Genomic DNA, 15647 nt, shown 5'->3' with positions numbered 1-15647 from the left:
GCAACCGAGCGCCCAGCCATGAGCCTGACGATCAACACCGAACTGTCGAAGGGGCTCGAAAGCTACGGGCTCTTCCTGTCCGACGGCTGCCTTCTGCCGACGCCGTTCCGCTTCGAGACTCCGGTGCGCATCTGGCACTCGGCCCAGCTGCATGCGAGTTGCTCCGTGGGTGCGTATACGAGCATCTCGCCCGGCGCGCTGCTCGTCGACGTGCGCATGGGGCGCTATTGCTCCATCGGCGACGGCGTGCAGACCCTGTCGGACCATCCGGCCGACTGGTTCACCACGCACATGCTGGCCTATGCGCCTAATTTCCCCGAGCCGTACCGCCACCAGTCGGTCGGCCAGTTTCCGTCGCACTCGCCGGTGACCATCGGCAACGACGTGTGGATCGGCTCGCGCGTCAGCCTCAAGAGCGGCATCGCCATCGGCGACGGCGCGGTGATCGGCGCGGGCGCGGTGGTGACGCGCGACGTGGCGCCCTTCACCGTGGTGGGCGGCGTGCCCGCCAAGGTGATCCGCCAGCGCTTTCCCGACGCACTGGTCGAGCGCATCCGCACCTGCCCCTGGTGGAATTGGGACCTGCGCACTCTGGCGCTGGACTGGCAGCACCCCGAAGCCGCCCAGTCGATGCTGGAGGAGGCCGTTGCCGAAAACCGCCTTTCGCGCTGGAATCCCGGCTGGCGGCTGCTCGACCGCGGCCAGCCGCCCGCCGAGGGCCAGCCCGCGCCGCTGGTCTTTCTGCCGGGCTGAACAACGACGATGCAAGGAGGTGCGCGCATGACAACCAGAAGAGCGACCCTGTCTGCTGCCCGTGTCGCGCTTGCGGCCGCCGGGGCCACCCTGGCGCTGGCCGGCTGCGGCACCTTGCCGCCCCCGGGGTCCGGCGGCGCAAGGGCCTGCGGGAGCGGCTTCGAGACCTTCGAGCGCGACACCCTGTTTTTCGGCCGTGCCATTCCCTCGGGCGGCCAGGTGTCGGACGCCGAGTGGACCGCCTTCCTCGACGGTGCCGTGACACCCGCGTTCCCGCAGGGCCTGACGGTGATCGATGCGGCGGGCCAGTGGCGCGGCGTGTCGGGCGAGGTGGTGCGCGAGCGCTCCAAGCTGGTCGTGCTGCTGCATGCGCGCAGCGAGAAGGACGACGCCGCCATCGCCGCCATCATCGGCGCGTACCGCCAGAGGTTCGCGCAGGAAGCCGTGCTGCAGGAGAGGCAGGCTGTCTGTGTCCGTTTCTGAGGCCTTGCCGCGCGATCGCAACGTCGTCCGCCGCCTGAGCGCGGCCGACGCCGAGGCCTATCGCGCCGTGATGCTCGACGCCTACGCCAGGGACCCCAGCGCCTTCACCTCCACGGTGGAGGAGCGTGCCGCCTTGCCGCTGAGCTGGTGGATGGAGCGCCTCGGGGCCGCAGATGGTGCGAGCGGCGACAGCGTGGTCTACGGCGCATTCGACGACAGCGGCGCGCTGGTCGGCGCGGCTGGCCTGAGCTTCGAGACGCGCGAGCGAGCCAGCCACAAGGCCACGCTGTTCGGCATGTCGGTGAAGGCCTCTGCGCGACGCGTGGGCTTCGGCCGCCGGCTGGTGCTGGCCTTGCTCGACCACGCGCGGGCGCGCGCCGGCCTGCGGGTGGTGCAGCTCACCGTCACCGAGGGCAACGAAGCCGCGCAGAAACTCTACGAGGACTGCGGCTTCCGCAGCTTCGGCGTCGAGCCGATGGCCATTGCGCTCGGTGGTGCCTTGCTTGGAAAGGTGCACATGTGGTGCGACCTCGGCGAGGGCCGGGCCTGACCCTTGGAGCTTGTCAGGCCGATGGCGCGGGTTCCGCGTCCGCTGCAGGCAGCCCGCTCAGGTTCTCGGACCACGCCAGCGCCGAGCGGCACCATATCCGGTGGCGCGGGGCCAGCAGTGCGCGCTGCGCCAGCGGGCCGATGCGAAGCGTGTAGCTGGGAGGCGTGTCGCTGTCGGCGCTGGCCCAGACCGGCGTACCGCAGTTCTCGCAGAAGCTCTGCCGGCGCAGCACGCCGCTGTCGGCCGTCTTCACGTAGCCGCGGGGCTTGCCGCTCAGCAGCCTGAAGCCGGCGGCGGGCACCGTCACCGACACGCGATACGCCGTGCCCGAGAGCACCTGGCAGTCGGTGCAGTTGCACAGCCCGACCTTCTCGGGATCGACCTCGGCTTCGTAGCTGATCCGGCCGCAATGGCAGGCGCCCTGTACTTTCATCATGCGAACTGGCTCCTTCGAGGGAAAGACCGCCATCCTAGGAACGCAGGCTGCCGTACGCAATGCCGGCTGCCGCCAATCCCCGGCGCGAGCGGCCCACGGCGCGCCCACGTATGCTCGCCCGCATGGACGCCAATTCCGCCGCGCTGGCCGACTTCGCCACGCGCCACCGCAAGCTCTTCGTGCTCACCGGCGCAGGCTGCAGCACTGAATCGGGCATTCCCGACTACCGCGACCTCGACGGCGAGTGGAAGCGCCCGTCGCCCGTCACCTACCAGGCCTTCATGGGCGAGGAATCCACGCGCAAGCGCTACTGGGCGCGCAGCCTGATCGGTTGGCCGACCATGGCGGGCGCACGGCCCGGCGCCGCGCACCGCGCGCTGGCGAAGCTGGGCGACGCGGGGCGCGTCGGCCTGCTCCTCACGCAGAACGTCGACGGCCTGCACGATGCGGCCGGCAGCCGCGGCACCGTCGACCTGCACGGGCGCATCGACACCGTGCGCTGCATGGGCTGCGAGCGGCGCACGCCGCGCTCCGAACTGCAGCTCGAACTGCGGCGGCGCAACCCGCGCTGGGCCGAGCTGGAAGCCCGCGCCGCACCCGACGGCGACGCCGACCTCGAAGGCCGCGATTTCTCCACTTTCGACGTGCCCGCCTGCCCGCACTGCGGTGGCCTGCTCAAGCCCGACGTGGTGTTCTTCGGAGAGAGCGTGCCGAAGGAGCGCGTCGCAGCCGCCTTCGCCGCGCTCGAAGAGGCCGATGCGGTGCTCGTGGCCGGCTCTTCGCTGATGGTCTATTCGGGCTTCCGCTTCGTGCAGGCGGCCGCCGCGGCAGGCAAGCCGGTGGCGGCCGTGAACCTGGGGCGCACGCGGGCCGACGCGCTGCTTTCGCTGAAGGTCGAGCAGCCTGTCGGCGAGGCGCTGACGACGCTCGCGCGGCAGCTGGCCTAGCTCCGGCCGGGCGTCCCGGTCAGCGAGCGGACGAAGGCATCCACCGCCGAGGTATATGCGCCGGGCTGCCCCAGTTCGTCGTTGATCTGCGCGTGCGAAAGATCTTCCGGCACCACCTCCGCACGGCCACCCGTTGCCCCGATGCGTGCCGCGAACTGCCGCGCCTGCGTGCACGAGCCGTCGCGGCGCTGCGTGGAGCACACCAGCAGCATCGGCGGCGCGCCAGGTGCGAGCGCGTCGGAGGGCGACACGCTGCGCCAGAAGGCGGGGTCGCTGCCGAACACGCGGTCGTAGAAGGGCATGTGCCGGCGCTGCATCAGCGCGGCCGTGTCCAGCGCCGCGCTGTCGAGCGCCACGGTGCCGAGCCAGGGGCGGGCGCCTTGCTGTCGCGCGATGGAAGGCGATGCGCTGAGCAGGGCGACGAGGTGCGCGCCAGCCGAATGGCCCATGAGCACGAAGCGGCCGGCGTCGCCGCCCCACGACGGTGCATTCGCCTGCGCGGTGGCGACGGCACGCGCCACGTCCTGCGCCTGCTGCATCACGTCGACCTGCGGCACGAAGCGGTAGCTCACCGAAACGAGGATGAAGCCCTGCTCGCGCACCCAGTGCGCGATCTTCCGGTTGACCACGGATGCGGCTGCCTTGTCGCCGAACATCCAGGCCCCGCCGTGGACCATCACGAGCACCGGCGCGCCTTGCTGCGCCTTCGGCGGCAGGTAGACGTCCATGCGCTGGCGCGGATCGGGGCCGTAGGGCTGGTCTGCCAGCAGGCGCACCCCGGCGGGCGGCGCGGCCGTTTCTCCGCCGGGCTGCTGCGCGTTGGCCGGCGCGAACGCCAGCGCCAGCAGCCAGGTCGCGCAGATCCGTGCAAGACGCTTCATGAAAAGGCTCCCGGTGGACCGATGAGGGCAGGATTTTCGCGCCGGCCCTGTAGCAGGGCTGGCCCTGGGGTTCAACCGGCGTGCTTCGGCGCCATCCAGCTCGTTGAGGCGCCCCGGCCCGGAAGGTGCAGGCTGGCCGTGGCGGCCGGCGTCTCGGCCAGCAGGCGGCCCTTGCGGAACACCTTGAGCCGCGCGGCGCGCAGGCGGATCGCCTCGACCGGGTCGCGCGCCTGCAGCAGCACGAAGCTGGCGTCGCGGCCGGCCTCGAGGCCGTAGTTCTCCAGGTGCATCACACGCGCCGCGTTGGTCGTCACCGCCTCGAAGCACTGGCGGATGCCGTCCTGGCTCGTCATCTGCGCCACGTGCAGGCCCATGTGCGCCACTTCGAGCATGTCGCCCGAGCCCATGCCGTACCAGGGGTCCATCACGCAGTCGTGGCCGAAGGCGACGTTAACGCCGGCCGCCATGAGTTCGGGCACGCGCGTCATGCCGCGGCGCTTGGGGTAGGTGTCGTGGCGGCCCTGCAGAGTGATGTTGATGAGCGGGTTGGACACCACCGACACGCCGCTCTGCGCGATCAGCGCTAGCAGCTTGCTCACGTAGTAGTTGTCCATCGAGTGCATGGAGGTGCAGTGCGAGCCGGTCACGCGGCCTTGCATCGCCAGGCGCTGGGTTTCGAAGGCCAGCGTCTCGATGTGGCGCGAAAGCGGGTCGTCCGACTCGTCGCAGTGCATGTCGACCAGCTTGCCGCGCGCCGCGGCAAGCTCGCACAACAGCTTCACGCTCGCCGCTCCCTCGGCCATGGTGCGCTCGAAATGCGGAATGCCGCCGACCACGTCCACGCCCTTGTCGAGCGCGCGCTCCAGGTTCTCGACGCCGCCGGGCGAGCGCAGCACGCCGTCCTGCGGAAAGGCGACCAGCTGCAGGTCGAGATACGGCGCAACCTTGCGCTTGACCTCCAGCAGCGCATCGACTGCCAGCAGGCTGGGGTCGCTGGTGTCCACGTGCGAGCGCACGGCCAGCAATCCCTTGGCCACCGCCCAGTCGCAGTACGCCAGTGCGCGCTCGATCAGCGCGTCTGCCGTCAGCAGCGGCTTGAGTTCGCCCCACAGCGCGATGCCCTCGAGCAGCGTGCCGCTCTGGTTGACGCGCGGCAGGCCGTAGCTCAGCGTGGCGTCCATGTGGAAATGAGGGTCGACGAAGTGGGGCGCGAGCAGCAGGCCCTGCGCGTCGAGCGTTTCGTGTGCCGGCGCATCCATGCCCTGAGTGATTTCGGCGATGCGTCCGCCCTGCACGGCGACCGACATGCCGGTGCGGCCGTCGGGGAGGGTGGCGTTGGTGATGAGGAGGTCGAGCATCGTGGGGGCCTTTTCCTGTTCCTCGCGAGGCTATCGGAGAGCCCAGCGGTTGTTCCGGTTGTGGATGTAGATGTACACGTTGTCGCTGCGGTCGCGGGCGACGCCGGCACGGCCCCAGGGGAATGCCGCCGGGTTGCGGGAAACGCCCATGGAGGCCAGCCAGCGCTCGTGGAAGCGATAGCGCTGGTCTACGCTGCCGTAGAAGTCGGCGTCCTCGAGCTTGCGCAGGGCGGGCGTCGTGAGAGTCAGGGAGCAACTGACCAACAGCAGTTCTTCGAAGCGCAGCATGAGCTGCACGGCCATGTCGCCGGATGTCGTGGTTGCGCGTGCGAAGACGCAGTCGACGAGCCGGCCTTCGACAAGCACGGCCTGGGCCGTCCGTGCGAAAGAGTCTGGCAGGCTGTCGGCGCGGGTGTCGGTACAGGCAACGACGCCGGCCGCCGAGAGACAGCCGTTCGTCGTGTCCAGATGGAGTGCCGTGTTCACCTCACCGCCCGGATGCCAGCGTCTCAGCGCGTGTTCTGCGCCCGGTACCGGTACTGCCCTGGCGCAGGCCCGACCTCGATGGTCACGCGGCGCAGCTTCTCGTCGTGCCCCGAATCGGCCTTTGCCGTGACGACGATGCCGCGCGGCGTGGCACGGCAGGTGAGGTCGGACAGCGAGATCTCCGCGTGGTCGTTGTCGAGTTCTGCAATTGCCACCGTGTGCTCGGCGCGCAGGCTGCCGTTGGCGTCGCGGCTCATCCACTGCACGTAGAGGAACGACTGGGCGTACTGCTCGGCATGCACTACGCGGTAGGTGCCCTGGTGGTCCTTGCCCCAGGTGCCGCACATCTGCACCCAGGTCACCGCGTCGGCCGTGCTGAAAGCCTCGTAGCCGTAGTTCATGCCCAGTGCGCGGGCGCCGTTGCCGCCCATTGCGAGCATGGCCAGCAATGCCGAGAGCAGGGCCCTTCGAGCGGCGTTGGCGGTCCTCGTGGTCATCAGCGTTCCCCCTTGCGGTACGGTTTCATCAGCGCCTGCGGGTAGCTCGCCTTGCGTGCCACCAGCACCAGCGCCAGGATCGACAGCAGGTAGGGCAGCATCAGGTAGATCTGGTAGGGCAGCACGGCGTCGCCGGATTGTTGCAGTCGCAGCTGGAGCGCATCGAAGAAGGCGAACAGCAGCGCGCCCAGCAGGGCCTTGCCCGGGCGCCACGAGGCGAACACCACCAGCGCCACGCAGATCCAGCCGCGGCCGTTCACCATGTTGAAGAAGAAGGCGTTGAAGGCCGACAGCGTGAGGAAGGAGCCCGCCACGCCCATCAGCGCCGAGCCCGCGACGATGGCGCCGGTGCGCGTGGCCGCGACCGAGACGCCCTGGCTTTCGGCTGCCTGCGGGTTCTCGCCGGCCATGCGCAGCGCCAGGCCCAGCGGCGTGCGGTACAGCACCCAGCCCACCACCGGCACCAGCAGCAGCGCGAACAGGGTGAGCGCGGTCTGTGCGTTCAGGATCGGGATGGGCAGCCAGTCCATCGGCGAGAAGGGCGTGATGGTGGGCGGCGTGTTCACCTTCGGAAAGCTCACGCGATAGCCGAAGTAGCTCAGCGCGGTCGCCAGCAGCGTGATGCCCAGCCCCGAGACGTGCTGCGATAGCGCCAGCCCCACGGTCAGGAAGGCGTGCAGCAGCCCGAACACCATGCCCGCGAGCGCGGCCACGCCCACGCCCACCCACAGCGGCGCGCCCGCGTACACCGCGAGCCAGCCGGTGAAGGCGCCCGCGACCATGATCCCCTCGATGCCGAGGTTGAGCACCCCCGCGCGCTCGCACAGCAGCACGCCGAGCGTGCCCAGGATGAGCGGCGTGGCGATGCGCAGCACCGCGACCCAGAAGGCGGCGTTGGAAAGAATGTCGAGCAGGTCGCTCATTTCGACATCCTCACCCGGTACTGCGTGAGCAGCGTCGCCACCAGCACCGCGATCAGCGAGGCCGCGACGATCACGTCGGCGATGTAGGTCGGAACGCCCACCGCGCGGCTCATGGTGTCGGCGCCGACCAGCACGCCCGCCACGAACACGGCGGCTGCGATCACGCCCAGCGGATGCAGCCCCGCCAGCATCGCGATGACGATGCCGGTGTAGCCATAGCCCGGTGACATGTCGAGCGTGACGTAGCTGGTGCGGCCCGCCACCTCTATGGCGCCCGCCAGCCCGGCCAGCGCACCCGAGAGCAGCGCCACCATCACCACCGTGCGCGTCACCGGCACCCCCGCGAAGGCGGCGGCGCGCGCGTTCGCGCCCACGGCGCGGATGTCGAAGCCCAGCACCGTGTACTTGAAGATGGCCCACACCATCACCGCCAGCGACACCGCCCACAGCAGGCCGGTGTGCACCCGCGTCTGCGCGACGAGCTTGCCGAGCTCCAGGTCGGACTGCAGCGACACGCTCTGCGGCCAGCCCATGGCGCTCGGGTCTTTCATCGGCCCGTCGAGCAGCGCCGACACGCCCAGCAGCACGATGAAGTTGATCAAGAGCGTGGTCACGACCTCGTCCACGCCCAGCCTGTTCTTCATGAGCGCCGGGCCCAGCAGCATCAGCGCGCCCGCGATGGCGGCGGCCAGCATCATCAAGGGAAACAGCAGCCACGGCGACAGCTCGAAGCCGGTGCCGCCGTGCATGCCGCCCACGGCGACGGCAGCCAGCGCGCCGGCGTAGAGCTGACCTTCGGCGCCGATGTTGAAGAGCCGCGCCTTGAAAGCGACGGTGGCCGCCAGCCCGGTAAGGATCAGCGGGATCGCGCGCGTCAGCGTCTCGCTCCACGCGAACACCGAGCCGAAGCCGCCCTGCAGCAGCAGCGCATAGGTGCGGCCGACCGGCGCGCCGGCCCACAGCACCAGCAGCGCGCTGATCGCCATCGTGAAGACGATCGCGCCGATGGGGGCGAGCACCAACGCCGTGCGCGAGGTTTCGTGGCGTCGTTCGAGCCGCATCATGACGAGGCTCCCTTGGCGGGAGCTGCTGTCGCACCGGCCATGGCCAGCCCGATGGCCTCGCGCGTCCAGGCCGAGGCCGGGCGCGCTTCGCCCAGGCGGCCGCCGTGCATCACCGCCACACGGTCGCCCAGCGCGAGCACTTCGTCGAGGTCGTCGGAAATCACCAGCACGGCGGCGCCCGCGTCTCGCGCGGCGATCAACTGCTGCTGCACGTACGCGACGGCGCCGATGTCCAGGCCCCAGGTGGGCTGGTGCGCGACGATCAGGCGCGGGGCTCGGTTGGGGTGCTTCCTGTCGGCCTTGTCCTGGCCGGCATCGGGCTCGGGTTGTTCGGGTGCCAGCAGGGCGCGTCCAAGAATCAGTTTCTGCATGTTCCCGCCCGAGAGCGAGCGAGCCGGCGCCATGAGGCCGGCACCGCGCACGTCGAAGGCCTTTTCGATGCGCCGCGCATGGAGGCGGGCGGCGGCGCGTTTCACGATCCACGACCAGCGCGAGAACACGGGGCTGCGCAGCCGCTCCGACACCGCGTTCTCCCATACCGGCAGGTCGCCGACCACGCCGACCGCATGGCGGTCTTCGGGGATGCGTGCGACGCCGCGCTGCACCAGCCGGGCAGGCGAGGGCGGCAACGCTCGGCCCATGAGCTGTGCGATGCCCGAGCTCGCGCGACGCGTGCCGCAGAGCAGCTCGGCCAGCGCGACCTGTCCGTTGCCCGAGACGCCGGCGATGGCGGTGATCTCTCCGGCGCGCAGCGTCAGCGATACCTCGCGCAGCCGGTCGCGCCCGTCGCCCTTGGCGGAGGCCGTGGTGCTCACGTGGTCGAGCACGCAGACGGCATCGCCCACCGATTTCGCAGGCCGGCGCTGCGGCGCCTCGACCGCGTGCCCGACCATCCACAGCGCGAGCTGCGCCTGCGTGGTGTCGGCCGTGCGTGCCTCGGCCACCAGCTTGCCGCCGCGCAGCACGGCGATGCGGTGCGACACGCGCAGCACCTCGTCGAGCTTGTGGCTGATGAAGATCACCGACAACCCCTGCGCCACCATCTGCGCGAGCGTGGCGAAGAGCGCCTCGCTCTCCTGCGGCGTGAGCACGGCGGTGGGCTCGTCGAGGATGAGGATGCGCGCTCCGCGGTACAGCGCCTTGAGAATCTCCACGCGCTGGCGCTCGCCGACCGAGAGGCTTCCTACCAGCGCGTCGGGCTGCACCGGCAGGCCGAAGCGCCTCGCCACGTCGAGCAGCCGCTCGCGCGCGGCGGCGCGGCGCGACACCGGGCGCCACAGCGGCTCGGTGCCCATCATCACGTTGTCGAGCACGCTCAGGTTGTCGGCCAGCGTGAAGTGCTGGTGCACCATGCCCACGCCGGCCGCCAGCGCGGCCTTGGGGTTGCCCGGCGGCAGCGGCGCGCCGAAGACCTCGATGCCGCCCTCGTCGGCGACGTAGTGGCCGAAAAGAATGGACATCAGCGTGGATTTGCCCGCGCCGTTCTCGCCAAGCAGCGCGAGCACTTCGCCGGACTTCAGGTCGAGCGAGACCGCGTCGTTGGCGACGAGGCTGCCGAAGCGCTTGGTGATGCCCTGCAGGCGCAGGACGGTGGCACTTGCTCCCCCCGCCGGAGGGAGCGACGACGCAGGTGCCGTCACTTCCACGCGGCCAGGAAGGCCAGCATGACCTTGGCGGAGTTGTCCGCCGCGATGCCCATGAAGGTGCCCATCTCGTTCTCGCCGTCGCCGCCGCCCGCGAGGTCGCTGAGCGAGCGGAAGGCGATGAAGGGCACGCCGTTGCTGTAGGCGACCATGCCCACGGCGGCGGTCTCCATGTCGAGCACGTTGGCCTGGAAGGTCTTGTAGGTGTATTCGCGGTAGGCCTTGTTGTCCATGAAGGCCTGGCCCGAGACGCCATTGCCGCCCACCACCAGCTGCGGCTTGCGCGGCAGGCACTTGCCTGCGCTGCAGTTGGCGAGGTCGACGTTGCGGATGCTGCGTGCCACCTCCAGCATCTTCGGGTCGGCCTCGAACCAGAACTTGCGCTGGATCTCGGGGTGCGCCGCCGAGCGAACCTCTACCGGGCGCGGGAACATCATGCCGAAGTTGGGCAGCATGGCGTCGGTGATGAAGGGTGGCGCGCTGTACTTGCCGGGCGCGGTTTCGCGAGCCATCAGCACCTCGAGGTACTGGCCCCATTGCGCCGGCACGGTGACGTCGCCCACGTGCAGCGACGGGTTCACGCCACCGGCGATGCCGCTGAACACGATGTTGGTCACGCGAAAGCGGTTGAGCACCAGCTGCGTGTTCATCGTGGCGTTGGTCATGCTGATGCCCGAGAGGAACAGCACGACCGGCTTGCCTTCCAGCGTGCCGGTGGTGAACTCCACCCCGTTCACACTGTGCTTCATCGGGCCTTGCAGGCGCGTGAGCAGCAGTTTCAGCTCCGGCTCGAAGGCCGACAGCACCGCGATGCGCGGCGTATCGTCGAGCCGGGTGCTGCTGTTGATGGCGACGGCGCCGCCCTTGTAGACACCCACGCAGCCGGTCAGCGAAATACCGAGTACCGCGGCGGCAAGAACGCCTCTGACTGTTCGGGGAACACCGCGGAACCGGCTTTGCCGGGCCGCAGGTGTTGCCCCCTGCAAGGGGGTAGAAGAAGCGACACGAAGTGCGCGCAGCCTGGGGGTGTACTTCATTTTGCGGTGGACTTCGGCTGCGAGTCGTCCACTTTCACGGTGAACTTGCCCGAGAGGATGTCGGCTTGCTTGGCCTTCACCTTCGCGACGATGTCGGCCGGAACCTTCTTCTCGAAGGTGCCCAGCGGCGCGAGTTCGGAGCCCTTGTATTTCATCTGCGCGTAAACGCCGTAGTCCTCGGCGGCGAACTTGCCTTCCTTCACGAGCTTGATCGCTCGGTCGGCGGCCGGCTCGAAGTTCCACAGGGCCGATGCCACCACCGTGTCGGGGTACTGGCTCTGGGTGTCGATCACGTTGCCGATGGCGAGCTTGCCCTTTTCCTTGGCGGCATCCGAGACTCCGAAACGCTCCGCGTACATCACGTCGGCACCCTTGTCGATCATGGCGAAGGCCGCTTCCTTGGCCTTCGGCGGGTCGAACCAGCTGTTGATGAAGCTCACGCTGAATTCCACCTTCGGGTTCGTCTCCTTCGCGCCGGCCATGAAGGCGTTCATCAGGCGGTTGACCTCGGGAATGGGGAAGCCGCCGACCATGCCGATGCGGTTGCTCTTGGTCATGCCGCCGGCCACCATGCCGCTGAGGTAGGCGGGCTCCTGGATGTAGTTGTCGAACACGCTGAAGTTGGGCGCCTGCGGCTTGAGCGACGAACCCATCAGGAAGGCGACCTTGGGGAAGTCCTTCGCCACCTTGCGCGCCGCCGCCTCCACGCCGAACACCTCGCCCAGGATCAGCTGGTTGCCGCCGGTGGCGTACTCGCGCATCACGCGCTCGTAGTCGGCATTGCTCACGTTCTCGGTGGCCTTGTACTCGATCTCCCCGCGCGCCTCGGCCGCCTTCAGCGCCTTGTGGATGCGGCCCACCCATTGCTGCTCGAAGGGCACGGTGTACACCGCCGCCACCTTTAGCTTGGCCTGCGCGAGTGCGAGGCCCGGGGCGCCAACCGCGGCAAGCGCTGCGGCAACGGCGACGGAACGGATGATCAATTGACGGCGTGCGGTCACGGTACTTCTCCTCGAGGTATGGAAATCTTCTTGTGGGGCCGCCTCACCGGCAGCCCGCGGCCACCGGACGATGGCGTGTGCGCTGGAGGGCGGGGTTACTTGGTGCCGAAGATGCGGTCGCCGGCGTCACCGAGGCCAGGGAGGATGTACCCATGGCTGTTGAGCTCGCGGTCGATCGCTGCGGTGTAGATCGCCACGTCCGGGTGCGCCTTCTGCATCGTCGCCACGCCCTCGGGGCAAGTCAGCAGGCAGACGAACTTGATCGACTTGGGGTTGAGCTCCTTCAGCCGCTCGACCGCCGCCACGGCCGAGTTGCCGGTGGCCAGCATCGGGTCGACCACGATCACGTCGCGGTTCTCCATCTCGCCGGGCATCTTGAAGTAGTACTCCACGGCCGTCAGCGTCTTGGGGTCGCGGTACAGGCCGATGTGGCCGACGCGCGCGCCGGGCACCACGGTGAGCATGCCGTCCAGGATGCCCGTGCCGGCACGCAGGATGGACACCAGCACCAGCTTCTTGCCGTCGATGACCTTGGCCTGCATCGTTTCGAGCGGGGTCTCGACCTCGATGTCCTGCATCGGCATGTCGCGCGTGACCTCATAGGCCATCAGCATGCTGATTTCGTTCAGGAGCCGGCGGAAGCTGTTGGTGGACGCATCCTTGCGGCGCATCAGCGTGAGCTTGTGCTGGATGAGGGGGTGGTCGAGGAGGTGGACGTTGCTGCTCATTGGAGTTCTTTGTGGCGTTGCTGAAAGACAGGGAACCCGAGAGTCTAAAAGACGGTGCCGTCACTCTCGATCAGCAGGGGCGGAGCACCGTCACGCAAGCGCTGTGCCAGCGCGCGGCCCGCCGCCCAGGTGCCGCCTTCGAGCACGCAGGCCAGCGGAAGCTCCTCCTCGGTGCGGTCGAGCACCTTGCGTACGCGCGGCGCCACCTCGTCGAGCAGCGCCACGGTGAGCGCGCGCCATTCGACGATGAATTCGTCGCCCACCTTCCAGGTGCGGGAGAGGAAGGCCGGATCCTTCGGCACGATCACGCCGCTGTCGATCAGCAGGCCGCCGTTGCGATACTCGGGCAGGGCGGTGAGCGCGTCGAGATGGCGCACCTTCACGCCGGCCCACTCGAAGGGTTCGAGCAGCGAGTACGTGAGCCACTGCGAGAGCTTGTGAAAGGGCATCCAGCCATTGGTGAGGCCGGGGCCGCGCACGGCGCTGTGGCGCCAGCAGTCGCCGAGCGCCAGCGCCGGGTCGCCCGAGCCGATGCCGCCCGGACTGTCGCTGCCGTCGGCCGCGATGCTGTCGACCGCGTTGGCCGCTGGCCAGATGCGCGAGAGCGTCTCCAGCAGCAGCGAAAGGATCTGGTGCGCCGTGATCTCGGCGGTGGGTGGCGTGGCCGCACCGAAAGGCGCCACCAGTGCATCGAACATGCCGGCGGGCCGGCCTTCGTCGCCGAAGGTCTCGGGCTGCTCGCTCATCGCCTCGCCGAGCCGGCGCAGCAACACAGCGCGGCCCGCGAGGCCGACCAGTGGATTGACCTCGCTCACCTGGAAGGCGTCGCCCAGCCGCTCGGTGACCAGGCCGCGCAGCCCGGCCGCATCGACCTGGAAAGGCCGGTCGGGGTCAGACGAGAAAAGGCCGCTCGTGAACGCGTGGAAGCTCGCCACGCCCAGCCCCTCGGAGCGCGTGAAGCGCTGGCCGGTGGCCGATTCGGTGTAGTGCCAGCCGGCGCCGGCACCGGCGTCGAGCAGCACGCTCACCAGCACCAGGTCGATGTGCGCGCTGGCGCGCTGGCGTGCGTCGACCTTGCCGAGCAGCCTGTCGAGTTCCTCGAGGCGGTTCACGCTGCCGGCCTCGAAGTGGCGCCAGCGGCTGTGGTACGGGATGGTGTCCCACGGATAGCGCTCGCGCGTGACCTCGGCTACGCTGCGCGCCGCGTCTTCGAGTGCGTCGTCGCCGCCGATGCGGAACCACTGCGACTCGCCGCGCCGCGCGCGAGCGAGCAGGGCGTTGGCGCGCTCGCGGATCGCGGCGGTGGTGCGCAGCAGCGTGGCCGCGCCTGCCGGATGGGTGGTGTCGACGGCGAATTCGATGGAGGGGTCCACCTCTCCCGCGCCGCCGGGCGGCAGGCTGCCGGAGCCGTCCGAGGGCAGGTTCGGGTCGTCGTGGTTTCGGTTGCTGTTCATTCGCTGAGTCCTCGGCCCTTGGCCTTCTTCAGTTCCTCTGCGTCCGGCACCGGGCCTGGCGTGAAGTAGCCGGCCGCCATCTTGGCGTCCATCTCGACGCGGGCGTCCGCGGGAATCAATTCGTCGGGGATGTTCACGCGCTCGCCGATCTCGATGCCCGAGCCGGTGATCGCGTCGAATTTCAGGTTGCTCATCGACACGAGCCGATGGATTTTTTTGATGCCGAGCCAGTGGAAGACGTCGGGCATCAGCTCCTGGAAGCGCATGTCCTGCACGCCGGCCACGCACTCGGTGCGCGCGAAATACTGGTCGGCCGTGTCGCCGCCCACCTGGCGCTTGCGTGCGTTGTAGACCAGGAACTTGGTCACCTCGCCCAGCGCGCGGCCTTCCTTGCGCGAATAGGCGATGAGCCCGACGCCGCCGCGCTGCGCGCCCTGGATGCATTCCTCGATCGCGTGCGTGAGATACGGCCGGCAGGTGCAGATGTCGGAGCCGAACACGTCCGAGCCGTTGCACTCGTCGTGGATGCGCGCGGTGAGCTCGACCTCGGGGTTGGCCAGGTCGCGCGGGTTGCCGAAGATGTAGAGCGTCTGCCCGCCGATGGGCGGCAGGAACACCTCGAGGTCGGAGCGCGTGACCAGCTCGGGGTACATGCCGCCGGTTTCCTCGAAGAGCGTGCGGCGCAGGTCGGTTTCGGAGCAGCCGAAGCGGCGCGCCACCTCGGGCAGGTACCACACGGGCTCGATGGCGGCCTTGGTCACCATCGCGGCGCCGCCTGCGGTGAGGAACTTGCCGTCGGCCTTGAGGCGGCCCTTCTGCAGCGCCTCGATCACCTCCGGCAGGATCACGTGCGCCTTGGTGATCGCGATGGTCGGGCGGATGTCGTAGCCCGCCGCCAGTTCGGTGGCGAACACCTCGGCCACCTGCGCGCCCCAGGGGTCCAGCGACACGATGCGCCCCGGCTCGCTCCATTGCGGATAGGGGCCGATCGTGTCGGTAGGCGCGGTGTTGGTCAGGTCGGCCTTGTGCTCGCGCTTGAGCGCGCCGGCCGCCACCGCGAGCGCCCGGTAGACGCTGTAGGAGCCGCTGTGCGTGCCGATCACGTTGCGGTGCGCCCGCTTGGTGGTGGTGCCGACCACCGGCCCCCGCTCCGCTGCCGTGGCTGCGCCCCAGCGGATGGGCAGCGCGCCGAAGCCGCCGGCGTGCGAGGTCAGCCGGATGTGGCCGGTCGACGTGGAGGGGTGCAGCGGGGGGAGGGGCATCGCGCCGGTGGCGCCGCCGGGGACGGAAGGGATCGTTGTGCTGTCAGCAGACATTGGTGGCCCTCAAAAAATGCAATGTACCGATCAGGCGTGCGGCTTGCAAGCAACGGGCCACGCGCGAGCCGCGGCGCGAATGGGGAACAA

The 15647-nt window shown here is 69.4% G+C and carries 17 protein-coding genes; 4 read left to right on the top strand and 13 right to left on the bottom strand.

What is annotated here, in order from left to right; translation table 11 throughout:
* Positions 1–18 precede the first annotated feature (18 nt).
* Genes ABL844_RS17515 through ABL844_RS17505 form a run of 3 tightly spaced genes read left to right on the top strand, consistent with a single transcriptional unit; the run spans position 19 to position 1786 of the window.
* Positions 19–753 carry a CatB-related O-acetyltransferase gene (locus ABL844_RS17515; RefSeq protein ID WP_418128328.1) on the top strand — a complete coding sequence of 245 codons (735 nt, stop codon included), beginning with the start codon at positions 19–21 and terminating at the stop codon, positions 751–753.
* Positions 754–780: 27 nt separating this feature from the next.
* Entirely contained in the window at positions 781–1236 is a 456-nt protein-coding gene (locus ABL844_RS17510; protein WP_418128326.1) for a DUF3574 domain-containing protein, read from the top strand.
* A complete protein-coding gene (locus ABL844_RS17505) occupies positions 1223–1786 on the top strand; it encodes a GNAT family N-acetyltransferase (protein WP_418128325.1) in 564 nt (187 codons plus the stop codon). Before ABL844_RS17510 ends, ABL844_RS17505 begins: the two co-directional genes overlap by 14 nt.
* Before the next feature lie 13 nt (positions 1787–1799).
* On the opposite strand, the gene ABL844_RS17500 is transcribed toward ABL844_RS17505, so the two are convergent.
* Positions 1800–2222 carry a GFA family protein gene (locus ABL844_RS17500; protein ID WP_418116559.1) on the bottom strand — a complete coding sequence of 141 codons (423 nt, stop codon included), beginning with the start codon at positions 2220–2222 and terminating at the stop codon, positions 1800–1802.
* A gap of 122 nt (positions 2223–2344) precedes the next feature.
* Between ABL844_RS17500 and ABL844_RS17495 the strand changes: the two genes are divergently transcribed.
* Complete coding sequence (locus ABL844_RS17495; protein ID WP_260319259.1) at positions 2345–3169, top strand: NAD-dependent protein deacetylase; 825 nt, start codon at positions 2345–2347, stop codon at positions 3167–3169.
* Here ABL844_RS17495 and ABL844_RS17490 read toward each other — a convergent pair.
* The 12 genes from ABL844_RS17490 to ABL844_RS17435 all read right to left on the bottom strand — a co-directional run bounded on the left by ABL844_RS17490 (position 3166) and on the right by ABL844_RS17435 (position 15557).
* The gene (locus ABL844_RS17490; RefSeq protein ID WP_184637621.1) at positions 3166–4050 is read right to left on the bottom strand and encodes an alpha/beta hydrolase; all 885 of its coding nucleotides are present in this window, start codon (positions 4048–4050) and stop codon (positions 3166–3168) included. The two genes, ABL844_RS17495 and ABL844_RS17490, sit on opposite strands and share 4 nt — an antisense overlap.
* A 71-nt stretch (positions 4051–4121) precedes the next feature.
* Positions 4122–5408, bottom strand: coding sequence for an amidohydrolase family protein (locus ABL844_RS17485; protein ID WP_418128324.1), 1287 nt, complete (start codon positions 5406–5408; stop codon positions 4122–4124).
* Positions 5409–5438: 30 nt separating this feature from the next.
* Positions 5439–5894 (bottom strand): hypothetical protein, encoded by a 456-nt coding sequence (locus tag ABL844_RS17480; protein ID WP_418128322.1) that lies wholly within the window; start codon positions 5892–5894, stop codon positions 5439–5441.
* Positions 5895–5917: 23 nt separating this feature from the next.
* Positions 5918–6391: a hypothetical protein gene (locus ABL844_RS17475; protein WP_418128321.1), complete on the bottom strand. Its 474-nt coding sequence runs from the start codon at positions 6389–6391 to the stop codon at positions 5918–5920.
* Entirely contained in the window at positions 6391–7314 is a 924-nt protein-coding gene (locus ABL844_RS17470; protein ID WP_418128320.1) for an ABC transporter permease, read from the bottom strand. Before ABL844_RS17470 ends, ABL844_RS17475 begins: the two co-directional genes overlap by 1 nt.
* Positions 7311–8375: an ABC transporter permease gene (locus ABL844_RS17465; protein WP_418120483.1), complete on the bottom strand. Its 1065-nt coding sequence runs from the start codon at positions 8373–8375 to the stop codon at positions 7311–7313. Before ABL844_RS17465 ends, ABL844_RS17470 begins: the two co-directional genes overlap by 4 nt.
* The gene (locus tag ABL844_RS17460; RefSeq protein ID WP_418128319.1) at positions 8375–10024 is read right to left on the bottom strand and encodes an ABC transporter ATP-binding protein; all 1650 of its coding nucleotides are present in this window, start codon (positions 10022–10024) and stop codon (positions 8375–8377) included. Before ABL844_RS17460 ends, ABL844_RS17465 begins: the two co-directional genes overlap by 1 nt.
* Positions 10015–10899 carry a 5'-methylthioadenosine/S-adenosylhomocysteine nucleosidase gene (locus tag ABL844_RS17455; RefSeq protein WP_418128318.1) on the bottom strand — a complete coding sequence of 295 codons (885 nt, stop codon included), beginning with the start codon at positions 10897–10899 and terminating at the stop codon, positions 10015–10017. Before ABL844_RS17455 ends, ABL844_RS17460 begins: the two co-directional genes overlap by 10 nt.
* Positions 10900–11054: 155 nt before the next feature.
* On the bottom strand, positions 11055–12059 hold the full coding sequence (locus ABL844_RS17450) for a BMP family protein (RefSeq protein WP_126020265.1): 1005 nt from the start codon (positions 12057–12059) through the stop codon (positions 11055–11057).
* A 95-nt stretch (positions 12060–12154) separates the two neighbouring features.
* On the bottom strand, positions 12155–12787 hold the full coding sequence (gene upp / locus ABL844_RS17445; protein ID WP_093194973.1) for a uracil phosphoribosyltransferase: 633 nt from the start codon (positions 12785–12787) through the stop codon (positions 12155–12157).
* A 44-nt stretch (positions 12788–12831) separates the two neighbouring features.
* Complete coding sequence (locus tag ABL844_RS17440) at positions 12832–14241, bottom strand: URC4/urg3 family protein (RefSeq protein ID WP_418128317.1); 1410 nt, start codon at positions 14239–14241, stop codon at positions 12832–12834.
* Complete coding sequence (locus ABL844_RS17435; protein ID WP_418128316.1) at positions 14238–15557, bottom strand: GTP cyclohydrolase II; 1320 nt, start codon at positions 15555–15557, stop codon at positions 14238–14240. The genes ABL844_RS17440 and ABL844_RS17435 overlap by 4 nt, the downstream gene beginning before the upstream one ends.
* Between the last annotated feature and the right edge of the window lie 90 nt (positions 15558–15647).

This window comes from Variovorax sp. 278MFTsu5.1, from assembly GCF_048305045.1.
GTDB classification, from domain to species: Bacteria; Pseudomonadota; Gammaproteobacteria; order Burkholderiales; family Burkholderiaceae_C; genus Variovorax; species Variovorax guangxiensis.
The sequence above is the reverse complement of the archived record's forward strand: the minus strand, read 5'-3'. Positions and strand labels throughout refer to the sequence as shown.